The organism is Novosphingobium sp. PhB165, from assembly GCF_004341845.1.
Taxonomy (GTDB): Bacteria; Pseudomonadota; Alphaproteobacteria; order Sphingomonadales; family Sphingomonadaceae; genus Novosphingobium.
Map to the genome: position 1 here is coordinate 24,010 of NZ_SLVB01000017.1, position 20,027 is coordinate 44,036.

The 20,027-nt window shown below is 58.4% G+C and carries 16 protein-coding genes, 1 tRNA gene and 2 pseudogenes; 9 read left to right on the forward strand and 10 right to left on the reverse strand.

Annotated features, from left to right (window positions below; translation table 11 throughout):
* Nucleotides 1–2: 2 nt before the first annotated feature.
* Both EDF56_RS25160 and EDF56_RS25165 read left to right on the forward strand, forming a co-directional pair.
* Complete coding sequence (locus EDF56_RS25160; protein WP_132392825.1) at nucleotides 3–1,538, forward strand: nucleotidyltransferase; 1,536 nt, start codon at nucleotides 3–5, stop codon at nucleotides 1,536–1,538.
* Between the two features lie 11 nt (nucleotides 1,539–1,549).
* Nucleotides 1,550–2,434 (forward strand): nucleotidyltransferase, encoded by an 885-nt coding sequence (locus tag EDF56_RS25165; protein WP_132392827.1) that lies wholly within the window; start codon nucleotides 1,550–1,552, stop codon nucleotides 2,432–2,434.
* Nucleotides 2,435–2,538: 104 nt separating this feature from the next.
* Here the strand turns inward: EDF56_RS25165 and EDF56_RS25170 are convergent, their stop codons facing one another.
* Entirely contained in the window at nucleotides 2,539–2,898 is a 360-nt protein-coding gene (locus EDF56_RS25170) for a hypothetical protein (RefSeq protein ID WP_132392829.1), read from the reverse strand.
* A complete protein-coding gene (locus tag EDF56_RS25175; protein ID WP_132392831.1) occupies nucleotides 2,898–3,248 on the reverse strand; it encodes a hypothetical protein in 351 nt (116 codons plus the stop codon). The genes EDF56_RS25170 and EDF56_RS25175 overlap by 1 nt, the downstream gene beginning before the upstream one ends.
* 561 nt (nucleotides 3,249–3,809) lie before the next feature.
* Between EDF56_RS25175 and EDF56_RS25180 the strand changes: the two genes are divergently transcribed.
* The 3 genes from EDF56_RS25180 (at nucleotide 3,810) to qatC (ending at nucleotide 7,659) form a co-directional block, all read left to right on the forward strand.
* Nucleotides 3,810–5,573: a KAP family NTPase gene (locus EDF56_RS25180; RefSeq protein WP_132392833.1), complete on the forward strand. Its 1,764-nt coding sequence runs from the start codon at nucleotides 3,810–3,812 to the stop codon at nucleotides 5,571–5,573.
* 203 nt (nucleotides 5,574–5,776) lie between these two features.
* Nucleotides 5,777–6,403, forward strand: a complete 627-nt coding sequence (locus EDF56_RS25185) for a hypothetical protein (protein ID WP_165912389.1) — start codon at nucleotides 5,777–5,779, stop codon at nucleotides 6,401–6,403.
* The gene (gene qatC / locus EDF56_RS25190; protein WP_132392837.1) at nucleotides 6,397–7,659 is read left to right on the forward strand and encodes a Qat anti-phage system QueC-like protein QatC; all 1,263 of its coding nucleotides are present in this window, start codon (nucleotides 6,397–6,399) and stop codon (nucleotides 7,657–7,659) included. Before EDF56_RS25185 ends, qatC begins: the two co-directional genes overlap by 7 nt.
* A gap of 1,083 nt (nucleotides 7,660–8,742) precedes the next feature.
* Here the strand turns inward: qatC and EDF56_RS26270 are convergent.
* Both EDF56_RS26270 and EDF56_RS25205 read right to left on the reverse strand, forming a co-directional pair.
* Complete coding sequence (locus tag EDF56_RS26270) at nucleotides 8,743–9,054, reverse strand: hypothetical protein (RefSeq protein ID WP_207905107.1); 312 nt, start codon at nucleotides 9,052–9,054, stop codon at nucleotides 8,743–8,745.
* A gap of 417 nt (nucleotides 9,055–9,471) precedes the next feature.
* Nucleotides 9,472–11,835, reverse strand: a complete 2,364-nt coding sequence (locus EDF56_RS25205; RefSeq protein WP_165912390.1) for a prolyl oligopeptidase family serine peptidase — start codon at nucleotides 11,833–11,835, stop codon at nucleotides 9,472–9,474.
* Between the two features lie 232 nt (nucleotides 11,836–12,067).
* Between EDF56_RS25205 and EDF56_RS25210 the strand changes: the two are divergent.
* Nucleotides 12,068–12,538, forward strand: a pseudogene (locus tag EDF56_RS25210) (transposase); the annotation flags it as partial.
* A gap of 93 nt (nucleotides 12,539–12,631) precedes the next feature.
* Here EDF56_RS25210 and EDF56_RS25215 read toward each other — a convergent pair.
* Nucleotides 12,632–13,855 (reverse strand): IS256 family transposase, encoded by a 1,224-nt coding sequence (locus EDF56_RS25215; RefSeq protein WP_132392841.1) that lies wholly within the window; start codon nucleotides 13,853–13,855, stop codon nucleotides 12,632–12,634.
* 50 nt (nucleotides 13,856–13,905) lie between these two features.
* Between EDF56_RS25215 and EDF56_RS25220 the strand changes: the two are divergent.
* Both EDF56_RS25220 and EDF56_RS25225 read left to right on the forward strand, forming a co-directional pair.
* Nucleotides 13,906–14,765, forward strand: a pseudogene (locus EDF56_RS25220) (transposase); the annotation flags it as partial.
* A gap of 373 nt (nucleotides 14,766–15,138) precedes the next feature.
* Nucleotides 15,139–15,354: a hypothetical protein gene (locus tag EDF56_RS25225; protein WP_132392843.1), complete on the forward strand. Its 216-nt coding sequence runs from the start codon at nucleotides 15,139–15,141 to the stop codon at nucleotides 15,352–15,354.
* Between the two features lie 59 nt (nucleotides 15,355–15,413).
* Here the strand turns inward: EDF56_RS25225 and EDF56_RS25230 are convergent, their stop codons facing one another.
* The 4 genes from EDF56_RS25230 to EDF56_RS25245 all read right to left on the reverse strand — a co-directional run bounded on the left by EDF56_RS25230 (nucleotide 15,414) and on the right by EDF56_RS25245 (nucleotide 16,862).
* Entirely contained in the window at nucleotides 15,414–15,596 is a 183-nt protein-coding gene (locus EDF56_RS25230) for a hypothetical protein (RefSeq protein ID WP_132392845.1), read from the reverse strand.
* A gap of 57 nt (nucleotides 15,597–15,653) precedes the next feature.
* Complete coding sequence (locus EDF56_RS25235) at nucleotides 15,654–15,905, reverse strand: winged helix DNA-binding protein (protein WP_243652853.1); 252 nt, start codon at nucleotides 15,903–15,905, stop codon at nucleotides 15,654–15,656.
* Nucleotides 15,906–16,025: 120 nt separating this feature from the next.
* The gene (locus EDF56_RS25240) at nucleotides 16,026–16,232 is read right to left on the reverse strand and encodes a hypothetical protein (protein WP_132392847.1); all 207 of its coding nucleotides are present in this window, start codon (nucleotides 16,230–16,232) and stop codon (nucleotides 16,026–16,028) included.
* 261 nt (nucleotides 16,233–16,493) lie between these two features.
* On the reverse strand, nucleotides 16,494–16,862 hold the full coding sequence (locus EDF56_RS25245; RefSeq protein ID WP_132392849.1) for a thermonuclease family protein: 369 nt from the start codon (nucleotides 16,860–16,862) through the stop codon (nucleotides 16,494–16,496).
* 1,355 nt (nucleotides 16,863–18,217) lie between these two features.
* Here EDF56_RS25245 and EDF56_RS25255 point away from each other — a divergent pair.
* On the forward strand, nucleotides 18,218–19,888 hold the full coding sequence (locus EDF56_RS25255) for a recombinase family protein (RefSeq protein ID WP_243652854.1): 1,671 nt from the start codon (nucleotides 18,218–18,220) through the stop codon (nucleotides 19,886–19,888).
* Here the strand turns inward: EDF56_RS25255 and EDF56_RS25260 are convergent.
* Nucleotides 19,845–19,921: transfer RNA gene (locus tag EDF56_RS25260), tRNA-Met, on the reverse strand. The two genes, EDF56_RS25255 and EDF56_RS25260, sit on opposite strands and share 44 nt — an antisense overlap.
* Nucleotides 19,922–20,027 lie beyond the last annotated feature (106 nt).

The following is a 20,027-nucleotide window of genomic DNA, read 5'->3' on the forward strand; positions in this document are numbered from 1 at the left end:
CCGTGGCCACACGCATCGCGGAAGCACTGATCGAGGATCTTGCTAAAAGCCTCGAAGTTCCGATCAGCCGTTACGAATCCACCGACCGTAGTTACAAGTCTCTGGCCCGCTGGCTGGAGCGCGAGCATTCGCGCTTCTGCGAAATCCACACCGACGTTTATGTCCAAGGCTCCTTTCGCCTGGGCACGGCGATCCGTCCCATAGGTGCCGACGAACATTATGATCTAGACGTGGTCTGTGAATTCGCCGTTTCGAAGGCGCTCAAGACTCAGAAAGCTCTGCACGCCGACCTAGGTCATGAACTCGTCGATTACGCCAGGGAGCACGGCATGGATGCCCCCTCGCCATGGGACCGGGTCTGGACGCTCAATTATGCGGATGAGGCACGCTTTCACATGGACGTTCTGCCATGCCTGCCGGACTCACAGACGCAGCGCCAGTTGCGGCTCGACCACACCATCTCGATGGACTTCGTCGAGAAGGCCGTGGCGATCACCGACTCCAAGCACAGGAACTTCGATCGGATCTCGGATGACTGGCCGGCTAGCAACCCAAATGGCTACGCGGACTGGTTCTACGAACGCATGAAGGTTGTGTTCGAGACGCTACGCAAGGGGATCGCTCTCGCCGACATGAGGGCCGAGGTCGCCGAGATCCCGCATTTCATGGTCAAGACGCCGCTGCAGAGCGCCATCCAAATCCTCAAGCGGCATCGCGACGTGCGCTTCTCCGAGGAAAAGATAAAGCGTCCATCGTCGATCGTCATCACGACACTGGCTGCGCACGCTTATCAGCAGGAAGCGGACATCTCCGGAGCGCTACTGAGTATCCTGAGCCGGATGGAGGCATTCGTCGAAAATCGCAACGGCCTGTGGTGGATCGCCAACCCATCCGACCCGCGCGAGAACTTCGCAGATTCCTGGAATGACGTACCGGATCGAAAGGCGGCGTTCGACGACTGGCTGGAGACCGCTCGCACCGATTTCCGGCGGGCGGCCGAGGAGAATGACCCCCAGGCGATCGTCGAACTCCTCTCGCCACGCCTCGGCCGCGAACTCATGGATGCGGCTATAAACCGGTCTGGACGGCAGATGACAGATCGCGCGAGCACCATTTCACGCATGAGCCGCTCGCTTCGGCGTATATTGGACGCCCCTCATAAGCGTCCCGCCTCCTGGCCAATCGTCAAGACCGGACAGGTCGCCATTCGCTCCGCCGTCTTCAGTCGCGACGGGTTCCGCGATGCTCACATCGCATCCGACGGCGAGGCATTACCTCGAGGTGGATCGATCCGGTTCGAAGCGGTGACCGATGTGCCCACCCCCTACAACGTCTTTTGGCAGATCGTGAACACCGGCTCCGCCGCGGCCGAGGCCAAAGACCTTAGGGGCAATTTCGAGGAGGCAACGATCTCTCGTGGCTGGCTCGTCCGCACGGAAACCACAAAATATCCCGGTGCTCACAGCATCGAATGCTTCGTCGTCAAGAACGGCTACTGCGTCGCCAGCAGCGGCCCGTTTGTAGTAAATATAGACTGATAGGAACCGACATGGGAATCGGCGACGCCTTCGCGACATTCAAGGACGGTTACAATATCAGCTTCGAGAAGATGACAAGCATCTCGTACCGGTACAGGCGGATCACGAAGCAGCTCAACTCAGATTTCTGGAGCACCACCTCGGATACCGCCCACAGCCTCTACGTGGGATCCTATGGGCGTGACACCGCAGCACATGGCCTCAGCGATTTGGACATCGGTTTCGTACTGCCGAACGCGGTGTACCACCAGTACAATGCCTATGTCGGCAACGGACAATCCGCGCTTCTCCAAGCGGTGAAGAGATCGATTCAGAAAACCTACCGGACAACCGATAGCTTCGGCGATGGACAGGTCGTTGTGATCCGCTTCGACGACGGCGTAACGTTTGAGGTATTGCCAGCCTTCGAGAACAAAAATGCGACCAGTTGGACGTACCCTAACGCCAATGGAGGCGGAAGCTGGAAGGTCTGCAACCCGCGCGCCGAGATAGGGGCAGTCGAGAAGCGCAGCGCGGAGACCAACCGGAACCTGAAATACCTCTGCCGCATGATGCGCGTATGGCGAGATAGACACTCTGTGGCCATGAGCGGAATGCTCATCGACACACTCGCCTATCAGTTTATCGCAACGTGGCAGCATCGCGATAAATCCTTTCTCTATCACGACTTTATGGCGAGAGATTTCTTCGCGTATCTGGCTGGTCAGAACACCGCCCAACTGACTTGGCGTGCGCCTGGCAGTGGCTCCTCCGTATTTCGTAAAGGGCCATTCGAGGCAAAGGCGAGGAAAGCGCACGGGCTGGCCTTGGAGGCCATCAACTACGATGACAAGAACATGACTTGGTCCCGCAATCAGAAATGGCGCGAGATTTTCGGCCCGCTGTTTCCAAACTGATAGTCAGAGCGTGTCTCGTGGCTCAGAAAGCAGATGCGAAGGACTACGCCCGTCGAACGGATCCCCGAGAATGTGTCTTCTCGGATGTGAAAGTTAGGATTTTGTCAGGTGGCGCGACGCTTGATATCCGCTAGAACTGCCTTAACGACGCTGTCATTTTTGAGCGCAATTGTCCCCGCAATCACACCAACAAGGAGGGCAATAACAATTGCAATTGTATAAGCTAGGTCTGACTTTCCGAAAGACGTAGTTCCCAAATTACCAAGGCCGCCTACGACGGTTGGCAGCAAGCTAAAGAAGGCGCCGATGCCTATACCGCATATTGCCAGAGGTATCGGGTTCGAGGCATTTGTCAGGCGCTCCAACTCACCCGCATCAACTCGATAGATGTAAATTGTTGGAGCCTCACCCTGTATGATCTGAACATCGATATCACTAGGAGAGTGAGCGGTATTAGCGGCCATCATCCGTTTGCCCCCAAGGTGAAGTTAAAAGCTACGGACTTGCCGTGAAAGTTCAGATCCTGACCGATGCCGCGAACTAGCAGCGTTAGATTGAGGGTTTGTCCGTTCAGGGTTCCGACGTTATTGAGCCAGAACATTGTGCCGAGAGCCGAGGTGGTGTCGCCGCGGACAAGCAGGCTGAGCCCAGTCGGACCGCTCTGCTGCCACGATATTTTTGGTTCGCCTTCAGCTGGCGCAAAGGCGATCACAAATGACAAGTCCTGAACAGAAAGAGTGCAATCACGGTCACTCGGACCGAGCAAAAGCTCCCCACCTTTGACGAGAACCCTCGCAGCAACCCGGTCATTCATAAGCTCTCCTACGAAACTCACTGCCCCATAATCGGCAAGTGCGACGTCTGCTATCAAAAAGCCGCGCTGTGCTATGCATGACACCTACTGAATGAGGATCGAAAGCGCCTCTCATTTGGAATGTCCGTAAAGTTGACGGCTCCGGAACGGCCCCTTTAACATTAAAATATTGAAATGCTGCCATTCGCCGGCTGGCAAGCTGGGCTGACGGGAACCGCCAGCATCAGGCGTTCAGTGAACAGAGCGGTATTCTTAAAACGAGGGCTCCGTCAAGGACGGCTCTCCAAGTTTCATGCTTTCGATAAATCTGGCGCTGTTGATAGTTAGCGTGAATACGGGACACATCACTTCGCAATTATCGCGTCAAGGAATCCGCCTGGAAATGCAGAAGCTGAATGGACAACAATGTCTTAAATTCAACGACGAACGCTTCCGCGATGGGCTTTTTTGTCCAACTTCCTGAGTGTGATCGTTATCACGCATTGCCGGGGCTGCCCCCCCTATGAACACCCCGCAATTGAGACTTAGGGGGCGGAATGCTGTCGAATCTGAGAAGCAACAATGTGGAGTGACCGCGAAAGCAATGAGGATTTCCTGAATTTCACAGAGATTGCTGACCAGGTCGCGACGTTAACTTCACGTCGTGACATGCTTCCAGTATCAATAGGCGTATTTGGAACCTGGGGCACAGGCAAATCGACTGTCCTAAAGCTCGTTAAGGCAAGGCTCGAAATAGAAGATGCTCCGCCCCTCGTCATAGAGTTCGACGCGTGGCTTTATCAGGGCTTCGACGATGCCAAGGCTGCCTTGATGGAGGTCGTTGCTGATCGACTTCTCACGGCCGCAGCGCAAGACAAAGACTTGCTGGATAAAGTTAAGGCCTTTGCCGCTCGCGTGAACTACTTCCGTGCCATTGGCATGGTCGCCGATTTCGGGGTCGGCATGGCATTCGGCGTCCCACCAGGCCTCCTGACCAAAGCCGGAAATGCCATATCGTCGATCGTGTCCGGTCATGCGAAGCCGGGCAACGCGGACGAGTTGAAGGAGATCGGAAAAGAGGCTGCGGAGGGCTGGTCCAAGCTCATCAAGCCGGAGAAGGCCAAGACGCCCCCGAAAGAAATCGAAGCATTCCGCAAAGAGTTCGCGGAAATTCTAGAAAAACTCGACCGGACGCTCGTCCTTTTTATCGACAATCTCGACCGATGTCTGCCGGATGTGGCCATCGGCACGCTAGAGGCAGTCCGCCTCTTCCTGTTCATGCCGCGGACCGCGTTCGTCGTCGCGGCTGACGAAGACATGATCCGGCATTCAGTCGCCAAGCACTTTCACGACCCAAACGGCCCCCATGTCCGAGACTATCTGGATAAGGTCATTCAGGTCCCGTTCCACGTGCCCCGTGTGGGTGTCGAAGATGTGCGCGCCTACATGTACTCGCTCTTCGTCCAGCAGATTGCGCCGGACGCGCTGTCGCGGGTCCAAGAGCGCCTGCTGACAGCGCTTCAACGCGGCTGGAAGGGCGAAACCTTCGCCGCCAACGAAATCGAGGAGATTGCAGGCAAGCCCGTTGGTCTCCTTGAAATGCTCGGAACTGCGGATCGCCTGGCAGGGATCCTTGCGACCGCGCCTCGCATCGAGGGTAATCCCCGCATCATCAAGCGCTTGCTAAACGCTGTAGTGATGCGCAGGGCACTCGCTCAATCCCGAAAAATGAATGTTGATTTGGCTACGCTTGCCAAACTTGCAATCTTCGAGAGGGGCACGGATGCGGAGGCCACACAGGCGCTGTATTCCATGGTCATGGCCGGAGGTACGGACGCCGAACGTCTCATCGCGGCCAGCGAGGAATTCGACGAAGGGTTCCAACGCCCGCAGTCCCCCACCTCTTGGAAGGCGCACGAGGCATTCATAGAACAGTGGCGTTCCTTAGAACCACGCTTCAGGGATCCAGACCTTCTACATCCAGCGCTGTTCCTTAGTCGAGACGTAATGGCGCCTTCGCATCGCCGGAACAAAACAGACGCAGTTGCACAAGCGATCGATGGCCTGCTTGGTGTCACTAGCCTCAACTCACCAACCGCTACAAGGATAATAGGCAGCCTCGGTAATGACGAGCGTGTGGCTGTCATGGAGGGCATTGTCTCACGCCTGAGAGAAGGCGACTGGACAACGAAGCTTGGCGGCGTTCACGGCGCCCTTCTTCTTGGTGACGCTTCCGCAGAGGCGCGCCGCGTGCTCCAGGCACTCGTAACCGACATCGCATCGACCGAAATCCACACCGGGCTACGTTATGCACTGCGGCAGAAAAAGTATCTCGGAGAGGGCTAATGGGTACTTCGCAATCGAAGCCGGGAACGCGCGGCGGCTCACCTCTCGTGCCCAGCTGGGCGGATCAAGATCCGGTCCCACCAAACCATGAACCAGATGGTCAGGACGACCAGGACGGACAGGACAACGAAGGCCCGCCTGAGTATCCGCGTGCGATTGGGCCGGTTCTGCCGCCTTCGCCGTTTGGGCCGATGAAACGCGCCATGCGCGACTATCTCAGCACCGGCGACCGCGCGAGCGGCCGCCAGGCCCTCGGCCGGTATGCGCGCGCTATCGGAAGCGGCCGCGGTGCGACTCGTCACGCCCGCGCGGCTCGAACCGGCGCCGGAGCAATCGCGGCGCTGGCGGCCGTAGCGAATGCCGGCGGCGAGTCGGTCGTTATCCACGGCTTTGACCTTGGCACACTTACCGGACGGCCCTTGGAAGAAGCGATAGGTGAGATAGTCGACCGGTTTTGCCCGCCAGGGATATTAGATGAGGACGTGATCCGGGCGGCAGTAGGAGATGCCCTCTTCGAGGCCCTCGGTGGCGACGAAACCTTTGAGATCGCGAAGATTACGGACCGCGTAGTTGTCGTGGCAACGTCTTGCTTCGTCGCGGAGATCGTGTTTGCCGCAATGGCCATAGAGCAAGGGCAGGCGGCAAACAACGTGTCGCCGGATCTCGCGATACAACGGGAGAACGGGCTGCGTGATCTTGTGAGGGAAGTTTCTGACCAGATCGCTACTCCCATCATCCAACATGCTGGCGCTGCGCTGAATACAGAACGCCTGAGCGGGATTATTTCGCAAATCACCGCCGCCGTGGAAGGGGAGATGGCACAATGGTAAACCTGACGGTGCACGCAACGCCGGACCCTGCAGTAGCCGCCGCGGCACATGTGGGACCGGACGCTATAGGCGTCACACTTTTCGGCATGGGAACGCCAGCGCTCCCCGGCTTGGGCGCGCAGCTCCCGCGCCTAATGGAGCGAGGGCTTCTTGGCCGGCCAAGCACTGCTGCTTGGGATTTCCTCGCGATTGCTCTCAGTGCATTCGCCGCCGACCGCTTCGTCGTTAGGGCGAGCTCAGCAAACAGCTGGACCCGCGTAATTGGTCTAAAGGTCGCTTTAGTGGACCCGGCGCCGTGGCACCCGCTCGCGCTACGCATATCCACCGTCCTGCGGTTCCTAACTGGCGACATCTGGCATGTGTCGTTCACTGACGGCGGCTGCCCTGTTCCTAATGTGGCGCCAAAGCAGCACGATCGGCATGTGGTGTCGCTTTTCTCGGGGGGATTGGACAGTTTTCTGGGTGCGCTATGGCTAGACACCGGCAGGCGTAAGCCTTTTCTTGTCAGCCAGGGATCGCCAAAAGAAATCCATCCTCAGGTTACACTTGCGCAGGAGCTAGGCCTTACCCATCATCGATTTGAGGGGCGAGTGTCCGAACGTTGGCGCCAGCCTTATGAAGGGTCTACGCGAGCCCGTTCTATCTTGTTCTTTGGCTACGGCGTTGTCGCTGCAACCGCTGCTAACTTGCGGGATCTCTTGGTACCGGAAAACGCCCTCATCGCGATTAATCCACCGTTCACTCGGCGGCGAATGGGTTCACTTAGCACGCGCACAACACACCCACATTTGATTGCTGAGTTGAATAGCATTTGGGCTGATGCTGGCGTCGACGTAACGCTCCAAAATCCATTCTTTCACTTGACTAAAGGCGAGATGCTAGCAAGTGCGCACCATACAAACCTCTCCCGACTGGCAAGTGCATCGTACTCATGCGGAAAGGGAAAGCGAGTGAACGGCCAGTGTGGTCGATGCGTGCCCTGCCTAATTCGCAGAGCCTCGTTCGTTTTTGCAGGTGTCCAAGATGATACCAACTATCTGAACGATCTCGCCCTCGCCTCGCGAAACGACGATGTGCTCGCGGCGAGGCAAGCGGTCGCCCAGTTCAACCGTGCCTCACGCGACGATCTCGCGCGTTGGATCCGAAAAGCGGGGCCGTTGCCGGCGGACAAGCAGACTCGGGATGCGACTATTGATGCCGTAGGTAGGGGGTTGGCGGAACTCGGAGAACTGTTCAAAACGATCAAATGGCTCTGATCGACTTCCACTGTCACCTTGATCTCTACCCCGACCCAGCCGCGACGGCGCAAAAGGCGGACGACGAAGGCGTTTACGTACTCTCTGTTACCACAACTCCCACAGCCTTCGTCGGGACTGCCGCGCTTGCGAGACCCGGTAGCAGAATCCGAACCGCTCTCGGTCTTCATCCTGAGCTCGCAGCTCTCCGCCGTCACGAACTGGTTCTCTTCAAAGAGCTTCTTCCAAAAGTGGACTACGTCGGCGAAGTCGGCCTGGATGGCTCTAAACCGCATAAGAGCACACTAAATATTCAGGCGGAGGTGCTCCACGAGATACTTGACTTGTGCGCTGCATCAGGGGGACGCACCATATCTCTTCACAGCCGAGGCGCCTCCGAGATGTTGCTAGATATGCTCGAGTTTGAGCCGCGCGCCGGACGCTTTGTGCTTCACTGGTTCTCTACAGGACAAATGACAATTGAGAGAGCATCGCGCCTTGGGTGTTGGTTTTCTGTAGGGTCGTCTATGCTCTTGAGCAAATCTGGACGCGAGGCAGTTTCCGCCATGCCGCGGGACCGCATCCTTCCGGAGACTGACGGCCCTTTTGCAATGCATAACGGAATAGTCCGCGAGCCTGGCGATCAAGGGCGAGTTTACCAGGCCGTGGCTGAGCTCTGGGGTTGCGGCTCTGCCGAGGTGGAGGCTACCATGACCCGAAACTTCCGGCGCCTTGTGGAGGCTAGCCAGCGGAACTCGCAGGAACGATTGCCATCAAATACATAACCCAAAACTTAACGGCTCCGGAGCCAAGACGGCCGGACGCCGAGGACGTTTGCCACCCCAATTGAGATCAACGGAAGTGACGGAATAATAGTATCTAAAAAAGCGCCAGCCGATGCCTCACGAATATCTTGATTGCATGGTAAATCTTAATACTTAGCACTCTGCGACACCTCGGATTAAAGTCGCTTCCGGCCACCGAGGCGATTTTGGCGAATGCCATCTTCGGGCGATCTCCACGTGATAGGCGCAGCCCGAGATTTCAGACCTTACAGTCAACGGCGACTGCCGATCACGCGAAATGAATGGCCGACGCGACACCCTACTCCAAAGCGAGCGCGCTAAAGCCTGAACGAACGTCCGCTCCTGCCAGCTGCCGCCCCGGAAGCGGAATAACCGGATCGTCCGACGGAGATGTCGTCTGCACCCGGACGCCCGGCGTCTCGCTCACCAGCATGGCGATGTTGCCAGGACGCATTAGGAGCTTTTCCTCGATCTCCTCGCGGTCGAGTATGTCCACCCGGAACGGTTCATCCTGCACCCGCCGGCCGCTACGCGTCGCCTGGACGACAATCTCGGTGTCCTCGCCCGCTCCATCATCGCCGTCAGCTGTTTGGCCTGTGCCGCAGAGCAATCGAAGATGCCATTGCCAATGCGACGACGGTGCTTTGCCGTGCCCCGATAACTCCCTTGAAACTCAAAATTAGCCCCTGCCTCAGTGTGCCCATGCATTCACACGGCGCGTCAGTGAGATAGGCCCTTACCGCCTGTAGTTGCTACAGGGTCAAGCGTTTAAACGGTTGTCTTGTCGATGATAGCTTTGAGACGCGATGGCGATTGCTGTTGCGCCGCGTGTGGCCGTATCAGCAATCAGTACGGTTACGGGAGTCGATGCTGATACCAGCGTCGGGATCGGCCAACTCATCACCGGTTACAAGCTGCAGCCCTAAAAGTCAGCTACGCGGCCATTCAAGCCGTTCGACAGCGATTTTGCCGCGCCTGGAAGCGGAAACACGGAAGGGAATGTTAGTCCGCAGCAAGGACAACGCCCTCACGGCTTCTTCAGGTAGTGATCGAACCAGGCAATTAGCTCGTCAAATAGATTGCGTACGTTGGCTGGAGAAAGTGCGAGCGCGTGGTTTTCACCCTCATATCGCAGGAGACGTGCCGGCTTTCCCTGTTGGTCCAGAAGAGTGAATACGGTTTCCGCTTCCTCAATGCTGCCGCGTATGTCCAGAGAGCCGTGGGCCATGAGCAATGGCGTATGGATGGCTCCCGTGTGGTTGGCGGGCGAATTGATCGCGTAACCCTCAAGGTCAGCATAAGGCGGGCGATCCATGCGCATTGCGGCGGAAAGGATGGTAGGGTTGACTGACTTGTCTTGCGCGGCGCCAGGCCATCCTGACGCACCGCGGTCGAAACTCCCAAAGTCGGCCACCAGATTGGTAATCCCCGCAATAGCGGCTGCGGCTGCAAACCGGTCCGTTTGGGTGACCAGGGCATAAGTCGCGTAACCGCCAAAACTCTGGCCGAACAAACCGATGTGATCGGATTCCGCCAGTCCCAGTTCCACCAGACGATCTACCGCAGGCAACACGCCATTTTTCATTTGCGTGTAAGGGCCGCCTGCCGAGACTTTTGCAAGCGGCATGGACGGTACTAGGACCGCATACCCCTTCGCGGCGTAGAGTTGCAGATTGTAGATGCCGGGCAGACGCTTATCCGCCCAGTAGTCGTTCGCTCCCTGTATCATGGTGCCGGGATAGGCCCACACGAGTGCCGGATGGCGTTCTCCCGGCCGATGCCCCGGGGGCAGGATCAGGAGCGCTTTGAGTGCTTGTCCGTCCTCGCCTGTATAATCGATAGTGGAAACCGAACCCCAGTCGATATCGGCAAGGTGACGGTCAAGCAGAAGAAGATCGCGTGGATTCTCGTCAGGCGCGGAGGCATGGCGCAAGGCAAGACCTTGCGAGGTCGGCTCCTGCCAGAAAAACCCGTACTGGTCCGCAGCCAGAAATTCTCCTCCCGCCGGTACTTCGGGATCTGCCAGGGCTTTCTGATCGGGAGCCCCTATCGGTTGACCGTGTTGGTCGATCCGCCACCAGCGTTCGGGCGCCTTACCTTCCGATGCCCGGTAGCCGCGCACGAGCAAAGTGCCATCCAACGCCCAACGAATGGGTAGATCGTGCGGTTCGGGCGTCGCATTTCCCGGATCTTGCACGATGGCCGGGGCAACGGGATCTATAACTCCGGATGCAACGTCGAGCCGGAAAACGTGGGCCTCGCGCTGGTCTCCGGTTTGCCGCGCCCGTAGCATCAGGGCCGAACTGTCCTGCGACCAGTCAAGCAGATCGAGTGGATAATGCGCTTCTTGCGGCATCTCGATCAGGCGAGGAGCGGACCTGCTTTCGACATCCATCACCAGCAGCACCTTGCTTGCCTGGGTATCGTCATTGTTGAACGGCTGAAGACCAAGCTCATGCGGCGGGATCACCCCGCGCGGCGCGAGAACGGCAAGCGATCGACGGTCCGGCGATACGAGCAGGGAAAGCATGCCCCGGAAAGGAAAGGCCGGAACCCGGGCAAGCAATCGGCGCTTTCCGCTTTTCGTATCGATGACGGCGATCTCCGCCTGGTATGAACCGATTGCATCTGCGAGGTGCGTACGGTCGCTGTCGGCAACATCAACCGAACTGACCTGTCCCTCCCGCAAGCGCCGGGCAGTATCGCGTGCTGCCTCCAACGCCCGCGTATGCTGGGTAAACAGCGCGGAGTTTTGCCCGGCCGGCATTTGCACCACCAACAATCGATGTTTATCCAGCCACAGGAAGGGCGCGTTCTCCTGATAATGTCGGCATTCACGCGGCTTTCGGTCCCCGCTGGCTCCTCCACGCAGATCAAGGGCATTGAGCGGTGAGCCGTAGCGTGTCATCGTCAACATCGGCTGCTGTGACAGCCGGTTGAGCGCTCCCTTATTACGGCTCCAGCGATAAAGCCTGACAGCGTCTCCGCCTTGTGGTTCCGAGCCTTCGGGCTGTGTGGAAAGCAGGGCCAGTTGCTGCCCGTCCGGACTCCATTGAGCGCACCAGTAGCCGGCGGCCGTTTCATGGCCCGAGGTGAGCTTGCGTTGTCCGGGGCCATCGCGGGATACAAGCCAGATATCGGTGCGCGAGGGGTCGATCTCGTAATAGGTGCGCCCGAATGCTTCTCCATTTTCGGCCGGACGCTGAACCACGACAGCAAGATCGCGACCGTTTGGTGACGGCGCGACTTCGTCAACCGATGTCATCCTAAGCACATCTTCGATCGAGATCGGTTTCGCATATGCCGAGGGAGACAAAGCGGTAGCCGCAAGAAGCGACATCAGAGCGATCCCGCGAAAGCGGTGCTCGATCAGAGAAAGAGGCTGCTGCATTGCGCCCTTGCTCGTTACGGAAAGTGGCATGATTATGGCAGCTTAGCTAGCAGAGCGACGACGCATCTCCATCAAGTCATGTCCGCAATGACGGCATGCCCTGAGGGGCAGGTAATCCCGTTCATCTGCCGAAAGCCGCTAGTCTCCTTACGGCCGATGTCGTTGAAAAAGTTGGTCTTGCAGTCGCGGTGAGCTTCTGATTCAGCATCTTGATGCTGAAGGATGCCAAGCAATGATGGGCGAGCGCCGAGTGGCGCAGGACGCGTTGTTCTACGAGTTCAGCCTGGATCGGCACGTTCCTGCTGATCATCTGCTTCGGGCGATCGGCCGGTTCGTGGACTTGTCAGACATCCGCTAGCACCTGCGAGGGTTCTACAGCGCGATCGGTCGTCCTTCGATCGACCCAGAACTGATGCTCCGGATGCTGATCGTGGGGTACTGTTTCGGCATCAGGTCGGAGCGCCGGCTGTGCGAGGAGGTGCATCTCAATTTGGCTTACCGCTGGTTCTGCCGCCTGGGTCTCGAGGGCGACGTGCCGGATCACTCCACCTTCTCGAAGAACCGCCATGGTCTCTTTCGTGAGAGTGATTTGTTCCGCCAGCTGTTCGAGACCACCGTGCGGCGCTGCATCGATGAAGGACTGGTGGGAGGCGACGGTTTCGCTGTCGATGCTAGCCTGATCCGGGCCGAAGCCAATCGGCAGACCTATGTTGAGGGAACGCAGGGCCTTCCCGCCGATCTGCCGAGGCGTGCCGGGAACTGTCAGGATTTCCGTGTGCGGCGAGGCGGTTGATGATCAGGCCGCCATGGCCCTGATGAAACGTTCGCCGAAGAGCACGGCAAATTGCGCTTTCGCCATGTTCCACTCACGCGGCGGCATTTTCCACTCTTTCTCCGATCGGTTCAAGATCAGATAGAGCAGCTTTGTCGCCGCCTCATCGTTGGGGAAATGCCCCCGCGCGCGAACAGCGCGACGAAGCTTGGAATTGAGCGCCTCTATGGAATTTGTGGTGTAGACGATCCGCCTGACTTCCTCGGGGAAGGCAAAAAATGGGATGACCTCGGGCCATGCCCGGCGCCAGCTTTGGCCGATGGCGGGATAGCGCTGCCCCCAGAAGCTGGCTTCGAAGGCTGTCAGCGCTTCCTCGGCGACCACAGCATCAACGGCACGGTAGATGGCTTTCAGAGCCATTCCGAGCGCCTTGCGATCCTTCCACGCGACGAAATCCATCGAGTTTCGCAGCAAGTGTACGATGCATGTCTGGACCATCGCTTCGGGGAAGACGGCGGTGATGGCGTCTGGGAAGCCCTTGAGGCCATCGACGACAGCTAGCATGATATCCTCGACGCCGCGGTTGCGCAGTTCGTTCATGACGCGCAGCCAGAATTTGGCGCCTTCATTCTGCTCCAGCCACAGCCCCAGCACCACCTTGGTGCCGTCGGCCATGACGCCCAGAGCAATATGGATCGCCTTGTTGCGGACCATCCCCTCGTCGCGGATCTTGACCCGGATCGCATCGAAGAAAACCAGCGGATAGGCTGGGTCCAGCGGGCGTTGCTGCCAAGCTGCCACTTCCTCCAGCACGGCATCGGTGATCGTGCTGATCAGATCGGGCGAGGCATCAATGCCATATAGTTCGCGCAGATGGCCCGTGATCTCGCGCGTGCTCATACCGCGCGCATACATCGAGATGATTTTGTCATCGAATCCGGGGAAGCGACGCTGGTACTTGGCGATCAACTGCGGATCGAAACTGCCGGCCCGATCGCGCGGCACCTCGATCTCGATCCGCCCACTGTCGGTCGTCACCGTCTTGCGACCATAGCCATTGCGGTTGTTGCCGACCTGATCATCATGCCCGAGATGGTGATCCATCTCCGCGTTGAGTGCCCGTTCGGCAAAAGCCTTCTTCAGGGAATCTAACAAACCGCCCTGGCTGAGCGCCGCCGCCGCGTCAGTGCCCGCAAGCAGCTGATCGAGGATCTCGTTCGGTATAGAAGGGTCTTTCCGTCGTGACATGCTGGGTCTCCTTGTTGCCCATTATGCCTCGCCGCACACGGAAATCCTGACAGTCCCGGCGTGCCGTCGAGGAGTACCTCGCCGTTCTCGATGATGCAGTCTTCGGTGGCGCAACTCGGTTCGAGCCCAAGCGCGTCTCGCCTGTCGATCCCGCTATACCTCGGCGCACGGCGGGCGCGCCGATTTCTGCTACTCCACCAATTACCTGATCGACGTCGACAATGCGGTGATCGTCGATGTCGAGGCGAGCACTGCAGTGCGCCAAGCGGAGGTTACCGCAGCCAAGAGGATGATCGAGCGAGCGGCCGACCGCCATGTGCTTATGGCCACGCAAGCTGATTGGCGACACCGGTTACGGCTCTGCGGGTATGCTCGCTTGGCTCGTTCACGAGCGTGGCATCGAGCCGCACGTGCCCGTCTTCGACAAGTCCGCCAGGAGCGATGGTGCTTTCGAGCGCAGCGACTTCACCTTCGATCACGGGGATGACAGCATATCTGCCCGGCCGGCAAGCGCCTGCGTCCACGCAACCGCAACTTTGCCTCACCACGACCAGATGCCGACAAGGACGGCTTCATCCGCTACCGAGCCCGGCAGCAGGACTGCAGCAGTTGCGCTCTCAAGCCACAATGCACACCCATTCTGCCGGCTCGCAAGGTGACCCGTTCGATCCACGAAGGCGCACGCGATCTGGCTCGGGTACTATCGCAGGAAGATGAATGGATCGCCTCGCGCCGCGAGCGCAAGAAGGTCGAAATGCTTTTCGCTCACCTGAAACGGATCATGCGGCTCGAGCGGCTACGATTACGCGGCCCCTACGGTGCCCGAGACGAATTCCACCTCGCCGCCGCCGCCCAGAACCTGCGCAAGCTGGCCAAGATCAGCCTTGCCAGGCAGCCAGCGATGACGTGAGGTCAGGCAACTCCGCTCGCCCGCTTCAATCCGACCCTCCACCTCACCCAAGAAGCGACTTTTTCAACGGCATCCGCCAAGAGCGGCCACTCCTGGGCGCCGGAGAGCGGAATCCTCGCCCGTCAGGACTGGGACCGATGGACAGACGGCACGCTGGAAGATGCGGAAATGCGCTGCCGCCCATGGCAACATCCGCTGATTATCGATGCCACGGATGAAACTTGGGCCGAAAAGGCATCGCCCGCAGACGATCCCTCCGCACAACCGCGACTTCCGCTCTAAGCTACGTCGCGAACCCTATTGTCGCATCGGAAACGGTGGTTCATCAATGCGATGGCCCGCCGAGTCCGGGCCCGGAACGGGAGATCACGTCATGATCCGTAAGATGATCGCTGCCATTGCCATCGCTGGAATTATCAGCGCTACGCCCGCCCTCGCTGCCAACCAGTGCCGCGACGCAAAGGGCAAGTTCATTAAGTGTCCGGATGCAGCGAAGAAGCCCGCAGCCGCGTCAGTCGCCAAGGGCAAGGACGGCAAGTGCCGCTACACCTCCGGAACGAACAAGGGCAAATTCGCCAAGTGCCCCTGATGTCCAGATAGGCTGAAGGCTCGGAACAAAATACCGAGCCTTCAGCGTTTCAACGGCGATCAGGGATCGATCTGCGCGCCTGAATTCTCGTCGATATCCGTAGACGCGCACAGCAGATCGACAGCCATCTGGACGTGCGCCGCAATGATCGGCTGCCCGCAAATTTCGAGCGACGTGAGCGCTTCCTCCAGCTTTTCCAAGATATCTCGAGCTTGATCCAACGAGATTTTCTGCGCGCCCATGCCCTGCCGTTCCTTGAGAGGCAGAGAAGCTAGCATGGGAGTTCGCAGAATGCGACTCTAGGGCGACGGCGTTTCAACACCCAGATAATTGCGGAGGTATTCTATCATCGCCGCCCGCCCCTTCGGCGTGAGGCTTACGTGCGCGCGTCTCTTATCATCAGGATCATCTTCGCGCTCAACAAACCCGTTGCTCACAAGGATTGCAATCCACTGAAGAGCCGTAGTTGATGGCACCGAAGATGCAATGCAAAGTGTCGTGACTGAAATTCGCCGCCCTTCGCATTCAGATGCGAACAGATCGAGCAGCATATCCCACGCTGGCTCCCCGAATAGCTCGCTGGGCATAGAACATTCACGGAACCGCCGGCTGCGATAAATCTCCCTTGCCGCAGCGCCAAGTTGCCGATCTTCTATGGTGGATTGAGCCACTCACGCCGCACTCGCTACTCTTGCTGCAACCGTCGCCCGAACGTTCAACATGGAATCGATCTGTGGCACTACTCGTTGATACTCACTCACCAATTCGGCAAGTCTCAGGCCAATTCCGTTCAATCTATTGAAATCATCAAAATCGACGCCAGCTTTCTCGCCCGAGCCCGCAGGTTGCTCGTCAGCTCTTTTAAGCGATTCCAGCACGTTATCCCCCACTTTTTGGTAAAAGCTAGATAGAGTACCTAAGTCTAATTACCGCAGTTATCCATTTCGAGTATAAGTGCCGTGCTACAAAATGTTAACCGACTTCCGAAAATTGTTAACCAGTTCATGCCAAAACTGCACCCGGTATTATTCTAATGTGTACCGGAGGCGAAGGCGCGCGATGGGTGCGCTCCCAATATGTCTGCGCGAAGCCGACACCATAGGCGAGCAAAAGCAAAAGTAGGATTTTCATCCGATAGCTCATTGCCATGGCCGGGCCAGCCCCATCGCCACGAGATAGCTCCCGGCGTCCTTACCGTTGACGACAAGCCGCGCCAGTGTGCGCCCGTACCGGTCAGTGCCAGTGCGCGCGATCGTCACCGGCCCCTGCCCGAGCAACGAGGCAAGCGCATCCCGGCTCCTGTCGCCGAGCTGGTAGTCGCACCAGGAAGGGTTCTTCGAGCCGATCAAGCGGCGCATAGATTGCGGCGAGCACCGCGGCGATCCGGCGACCTCGGGGGCATCGATATTCTGGATACGGACGCGCTCACCGTCGCAGAGACGGACGGTGTCACCATCGTGGACGTTGGCGATGCAGGCTGAAACGGCAGCGGCGAAAATCAATGACATGCCAGACGCCTAGCACGCCGCACACCGACCGCCCGTGAAATCTATGTCATCGCGCGCCCGCACAAGCGTAGTCACGTGCCACTTGGTTCTCGGAAGGGTTTTGGCACTCGGTGGGGCATTTTAGCCCTGGGGTAGGTCACGTGCCTATACAGGTAGGCGACCGTCAAATTGTCGTAAATTCTGGGGCGATTTCCGCGGCCCTCACGGTCTGCCACGCGCATGCGAGCAATTTCTGCATATTTACTCAACAGCGAGAGCCTCCTTCACCGGTGAGAGGCAAACACATATCGCAGATGCCGGGGATGATACCGAGAGATCGATCCAGTCTGGCTCAATCCGGACGCACGCCTTTATTGCCGACGCATGCTGGTCATGACGCGCTGCGCCACGTCTGACCTCAGCGGATACTGAGCGCTGTCCCTCAGCAGCAAACCGCTCTCCGGATCGTCGACGTTATACTGGTTCCTGATACGCGCCTTAAGCGCGTTGACGGCGCCATAGCTCGATTTAGAAGATCCTAAGCGGCCGCTCGGTCTCCGCATCGACCAGATAGAGCGGTCGGTCCACTCTCGAGGATGGAAGAAGCACCGCTAAGTGTCCTCAGAGGGTCAGAAGCCGGCACCGAGGTAATCGAACGTCGGTCCCATTTCGTGTCTTCGAAGCTACCGTTCCGGATCATCCGACGTAGCCGCGCCGACATCCTGCTCCCAAAGCAAGCGCGCTAAAGCCTGAACGAACGTCCACTCCAGCCAAATGCCGCCCGGAAGCGGACTAACCGGATCATCCGATTTTGCCGTCGTTGCAGGCCGCAAACCGTCTTACATGACCGGACGACACCTTCTGGTTGAAACACTATCTCGATGCGCGGTTCCGATATCGGCACCCGGCACCAAGTCGTCATTGCTGGCGCTACAATCGAAGCACAGTTCCGTCGGCTCGGCACGAGCCCCTAAATATATCTGATTGGCATCGGATCCGATCCGCATAATAGTCTCGACCGGCGGTCAGACCCAATTTGGGTAAGCACGTGCCGCATATGCCTTCAACGAATGCGCGTCAGTTGACCGTCGGCTGCCTAGATAGGAGGCGGCAAACGCCCCGACGAACGCAAGTCGCTCGACGTTCGCATTGGGCTTGCAATCTTGCTCGAGTGACGCAAGAATGAGCGCTCACAGCCGTCACGAGCAAAGCAGCTCGGGCAGGATGGGCAAGCCGCCCTTGGAGTTCAGTTCACCACACGCAAGCCGGGATCCCCGGCTGATTGAGTTGGTGCGCATTCTCGCACGGCAGGCTGCTCGAGAAACCTATTCCCAGATGCTTCAGGAACGCAATCCATCGGATACCTGAAGCAGGAGATGTTTCCTGTGAAAGTTGCCGTCTACGCCCGCTACTCCTCCGACAACCAGCGCGACGCCTCGATCGCCGATCAACTGCGCATCTGCCGCCTTCATGCAGAAAAGCAGGGCTGGGAGATCGTCGAGGAATACACCGACCATGCCACGTCCGGGGCATCCCTGCTCCGCCCGGGCATCCAGGCGCTGATGGCCGATGCTGCACGGGGGCGCTTTGATGTGATCCTGGCCGAAGCCATGGACCGACTGTCGCGCGATCAGGAGGACATCGCCGGTCTGTTCAAGCGCATGGCCTATGCAGACACCAAGATCGTGACGCTCTCGGAGGGAGAAGTCACCCATCTGCACATCGGGCTCAAGGGCACCATGAACGCCCTCTTCCTCAAGGATCTTGCCGACAAAACCCGCAGAGGGCTCCGGGGCCGTGTCGAACAAGGCAAGTCTGGCGGCGGCAATGCGTATGGCTACGATGTCGTAAAGAGCCTCAATGAGCACGGTGAACTCGTGCGCGGAACGCGCACCATCAACGAAGAGGAAGCCGAGATTGTACGGCGGATCTTCCGCGAATACTGCGCCGGCAAATCGGGCCGGGCTATCGCCGCCGATCTCAATCGCGAAGGAATTCCGTGTCCAAGTGGCGGCGATTGGGGCTTCTCAACCATCAACGGCAATCCCAAGCGCGGAACCGGCATCCTCAACAACGAGATGTACGTTGGGAAGCTGGTCTGGAACCGCCAACGCTTCATTAAGGATCCGGATACCGGCAAACGGCAGGCTCGCCCAAATCCACAGTCGGAATGGATTGTTCAAGCCGTTCCCGAGCTTCGGATCGTTGGCGATGAGCTTTGGCATGAGGCCAAAGACCGCCAGGCTCGGGTCTCAGTCGACACGGTGGGACAGGCACGGCCGCGTAAACGACCAAAGTACATGCTGTCTGGGCTGTTGCAGTGTGGCTGTTGCGGCGGTGCCGTCACATTGATTTCGCAACAAAGGGTCGGTTGTGCCTCTGCGCGCAACAAGGGCACCTGCGACAACCGGCGCTCGATCAGACGTGATCGTTTGGAGGATCGTGTCATACACGCGCTCCGCCATCACCTCATGGACCCAGCCCTCTTCGCCGAATTCTGTGAAGAGTTCACGCAAGAAATGAACAGACTGCGCAAGAATGCCGGCAAAGCCACCGAGGCCGCGCGCGCCGAAGTCTCCAAGATCGATCGCGATCTCGACAAGCTCGTCGATATGATTCTGGCCGGCGGCAATGCCGACAAGATCAATCAGCGCATGCTCAAGATGGAGGCCAGGAAGCGGGATCTTGAGGCGCAGGTATCGCAGGCGCAGGAACCGCCTCCGCAGCTGCATCCAAGCATGGCCCACCATTACCGCGCGCAGTTGGACAACCTCACCCGCGCGCTTTCCTCGAAAGATGAATGCAACCGTCTCATCGCTACTGAGATCATCCGCTCGTTGATCGAGTGGATCATCCTGACCCCGGAAGGCGATGGATTGGTCATCGACGTCCACGGCGATTTGGCCGGTATTTTGACGATCGCCGCCGAACGCAAAAAACACGCCAAAAAGCAGGCGGGTTCGAGCGGGTCTTCCGGTTCGGTAGACACTAGGCAATTTGGAATGGTTGCGGGGGCAGGATTTGAACCTGCGACCTTCAGGTTATGAGCCTGACGAGCTACCGGGCTGCTCCACCCCGCGTCACCGTGTGTTGCGTCTTGCAGAGACGCGAAGAGGGCCTCAAGGGCCCTCTTTGGGGCACTGTGTGCCCTTTGTCATTGTGATGGGTTTTATCAGCACGCCGGCT

What these genes read in the sequence shown, in the direction of transcription:
- EDF56_RS25165 (WP_132392827.1), top strand. Translation starts at nt 1,550, where the DNA reads ATGGGAATCGGCGACGCCTTCGCGACATTCAAGGACGGTTACAATATC.
- EDF56_RS25170 (WP_132392829.1), bottom strand. Translation starts at nt 2,898, where the DNA reads ATGGCCGCTAATACCGCTCACTCTCCTAGTGATATCGATGTTCAGATC.
- EDF56_RS25175 (WP_132392831.1), bottom strand. Translation starts at nt 3,248, where the DNA reads ATGAATGACCGGGTTGCTGCGAGGGTTCTCGTCAAAGGTGGGGAGCTT.
- EDF56_RS25180 (WP_132392833.1), top strand. Translation starts at nt 3,810, where the DNA reads ATGTGGAGTGACCGCGAAAGCAATGAGGATTTCCTGAATTTCACAGAG.
- EDF56_RS25185 (WP_165912389.1), top strand. Translation starts at nt 5,777, where the DNA reads ATGCGCGACTATCTCAGCACCGGCGACCGCGCGAGCGGCCGCCAGGCC.
- qatC (WP_132392837.1), top strand. Translation starts at nt 6,397, where the DNA reads ATGGTAAACCTGACGGTGCACGCAACGCCGGACCCTGCAGTAGCCGCC.
- EDF56_RS25205 (WP_165912390.1), bottom strand. Translation starts at nt 11,835, where the DNA reads ATGCAGCAGCCTCTTTCTCTGATCGAGCACCGCTTTCGCGGGATCGCT.
- EDF56_RS25215 (WP_132392841.1), bottom strand. Translation starts at nt 13,855, where the DNA reads ATGTCACGACGGAAAGACCCTTCTATACCGAACGAGATCCTCGATCAG.
- EDF56_RS25225 (WP_132392843.1), top strand. Translation starts at nt 15,139, where the DNA reads ATGATCCGTAAGATGATCGCTGCCATTGCCATCGCTGGAATTATCAGC.
- EDF56_RS25230 (WP_132392845.1), bottom strand. Translation starts at nt 15,596, where the DNA reads ATGGGCGCGCAGAAAATCTCGTTGGATCAAGCTCGAGATATCTTGGAA.
- EDF56_RS25235 (WP_243652853.1), bottom strand. Translation starts at nt 15,905, where the DNA reads ATGCTGCTCGATCTGTTCGCATCTGAATGCGAAGGGCGGCGAATTTCA.
- EDF56_RS25245 (WP_132392849.1), bottom strand. Translation starts at nt 16,862, where the DNA reads ATGTCATTGATTTTCGCCGCTGCCGTTTCAGCCTGCATCGCCAACGTC.
- EDF56_RS25255 (WP_243652854.1), top strand. Translation starts at nt 18,218, where the DNA reads ATGTTTCCTGTGAAAGTTGCCGTCTACGCCCGCTACTCCTCCGACAAC.